This is a genomic window from Enterobacter cloacae complex sp. 402C9, from assembly GCF_050030745.1.
Lineage (GTDB): Bacteria > Pseudomonadota > Gammaproteobacteria > Enterobacterales > Enterobacteriaceae > Enterobacter > Enterobacter intestinihominis.
The window spans coordinates 1-2,495 of the sequence record NZ_JBLGUW010000006.1; the positions used below are offsets into that span (position 1 = coordinate 1).

Consider the following 2,495-nt stretch of genomic DNA (forward strand, 5'->3'; position numbering starts at 1 on the left):
TCCGGCGCTGCGCCCGGAACCCGCCTGTACCGGTTCAGCAGCCGTTCCGGCCTGACTGCAATTTTTTTTTTTTCATCCCTGCCCGCTACCCTGTAAACCTTTCTTCTGCGTTGCCGTTAACAGTAGGTAAGCCATGTTTGGTTTTTCTTCCGGAGCCCTGATGACTCTTAGTGATGATGAGCGACACCTGCTTGTGTCCGTTGTTTCGGTCTGGCTACGGCGTGCCGGAGGGGATGCCGGAGCCATGATGCTGGATGCATACCGGCAGATTTTGTCTGAAACCGAACCGGCCGTAAGGACTGTCATGCTCGAATTTCTTGAATCCGTTCGCATTCATTACATTTCGTCCTGAGCATTTTCTGTATTTCTGTCCATACTTAAACGAGGCGGCCGTCACGGACGGTGGTCGTCGTTCCATGATGCTGTTATGGACGAGTGAGAGTAATCTAATCTAACTTGATTGAGTTCCGGGCGTGCCGCCCGGTTTTTTTTGCTGTTTCCCGGTGTCCGTTCCGGGACAGGATGTGCATTTGTAATACCGCGCACGCGCCGGCATCACAAATACCCTGGTCAGGGCTGCGCCCCGACACCCCGCCATCGCCTCACGGCCGCGCACTGAATTGCGCACCCGTTCACCGATTTTCACGCATTTTCCTCGCCTATCTGTGCGTTCAGCATGGCGTAAAGCGCTTCGGCCTGATCGTGCAGGTGCTCACAGCAGCCGGCAGCCTCATCCAGATCCATCTGCTCGAGCCGCTCAAGGAGGAGAAGTGTCTGTGCGCGGATAAATTTGGCCATATTGAGGGCGGCGGATTCCTGTCTGGTCACTGGTGATTTTCCCCGTCTGGTGATGATTTTTGCGTGAAAAGAGCATGGCGTCATTCTGGTGCATAGTCATGCATGCCGTTAAAATTTAACAGGCGCGTTTCTGACGGGTTCCGGGGTGGTTTGTTGTGGTTTTTGTCATGGTTTCGTCAGGAACGCGCTGAACGCGTCTCAGGCGGTGCGGGCAACGGATGTTATGGTAAATTCTTGGGGGCTTGATTATAAAATACCGCACTTCCTCTTATGTCTTGTGCTTTTTAGACAACCCTGAAAGCTTTTAGCTTTGGTGATGCAATTTGCTGGGATTTTGGCGGAGAACCACAGGTAAAGAAAAAGGCCACATTAGCGGCCTTTTTCGGAGAAGATGCTCAGTGCGGAATTTCGGAGACTTCTTTAACGTCGGTTTTATTGATCTGCTGTTTGACACCATTCGCGTCTGTATAGCCAAGCAGGCCTGAGTCTGATTCTTTAGGTTTGCCGTCGCTGACAATAGTGCGACCGTCATTGGTGTGTATGGCATAGCTTGTGCGCGTGCAGCCGGTGAGGGCTGAAAGCGCAACTGCCGCTGCGAACACTGAAACAAAAATCTTTTTCAAAGCCAGCTCCTTTTATCCATATCAGTTTTGGTCACTAACCATCTAACTATAGGTCATTTTTTATGTGAAAAGAGGCTTGATGGTGGGCTGTATATCGAGTTAGGCGCGAGGTGCTATGGTCAAAGTGTGGTGTCAGGCGGGGAGGAGGCTTATATGAGATGTAATCCGGCCGATACATATACCAAGATGATTTAAGTATTCCTCTTTGTGAGGTTGGATGTCTAATTTATAAAGGATCTTCTTGAGATCCTTTTTTTCCGCGCGTAATCTCTTGCCCTGTAAACGAAAAAACCACCCTGGCAGGTGGTTTTTCGAAGGTTAGGTAATCCTGGCAGATCCCCTAACCGTGGTAACAGTCTTGTGCGAGACATGTCACCAAATTTGTCCTTTCAGTGTAGCCTCACTAAGGCCGCCACTTCAAGAACTCTTGAGACATCTCTCGCACATCCTGTTTGCCAATGGCCGTTGCCAATGGCGATTAGTCGTGTCTTTCCGGGTTGGACTCAAGTTGATAGTTACCGGATAAGGCGCAGCGGTCGGACTGAACGGGGGGTTCGTGCATACAGTCCATCCTGGAGCGAACTGCCTTCCCGGAACTGAGTGTCAGGCGTGGAATGAGAAACCGCGGCCATAACAGCGGAGTGACACCGGTAAACCGAAAGGCAGGAATGCGGGGGAGCACGAGGGAGCCACCAGGGGGAAACGCCTGGTATCTTTAAGCCGCATCGGGTTTCGCCACCACTGATTTGAGCGTCAGATTCTGTGATGCTTGTCAGGGGGGCGGAGCCTATGGAAAAACGGCTTTGGCGCGGCCTTATGCTTTCTTCGTTAAGTATCTTCCTGGCATCCCCCAGGAAATTTCTGATCCATCCGTAAGCCCGTCCCGCTCGCCGCAGCCGAACGACCGAGCGGAGCGAGTCAGTGAGCGAGGAAGCGGAATATATTCTGTATCACATTTTCTCCTGACGCGTTTTCTTTCACTTTCTGCGCCTGTCTTATGTGGCATTAATGCTATGTGTTACTGCCATGCTACATCTTAAGCCAGTATACACTCCGCTAGTGCTCCGTGACTGG

3 protein-coding genes are annotated in these 2,495 nt (G+C 51.5%); 1 reads left to right on the forward strand and 2 read right to left on the reverse strand.

Features of this window, described 5'->3' with window-relative positions:
* The first annotated feature begins 133 nt into the window (after positions 1 to 133).
* Positions 134 to 352: a hypothetical protein gene (locus ACQG1K_RS25540; protein WP_198129632.1), complete on the forward strand. Its 219-nt coding sequence runs from the start codon at positions 134 to 136 to the stop codon at positions 350 to 352.
* Positions 353 to 642: 290 nt separating this feature from the next.
* Here the strand turns inward: ACQG1K_RS25540 and ACQG1K_RS25545 are convergent, their stop codons facing one another.
* Both ACQG1K_RS25545 and ACQG1K_RS25550 read right to left on the reverse strand, forming a co-directional pair.
* Positions 643 to 828 (reverse strand): Rop family plasmid primer RNA-binding protein, encoded by a 186-nt coding sequence (locus ACQG1K_RS25545; RefSeq protein WP_013772937.1) that lies wholly within the window; start codon positions 826 to 828, stop codon positions 643 to 645.
* A 365-nt stretch (positions 829 to 1,193) separates the two neighbouring features.
* Positions 1,194 to 1,421 (reverse strand): YgdI/YgdR family lipoprotein, encoded by a 228-nt coding sequence (locus ACQG1K_RS25550; RefSeq protein WP_021243043.1) that lies wholly within the window; start codon positions 1,419 to 1,421, stop codon positions 1,194 to 1,196.
* Positions 1,422 to 2,495 lie beyond the last annotated feature (1,074 nt).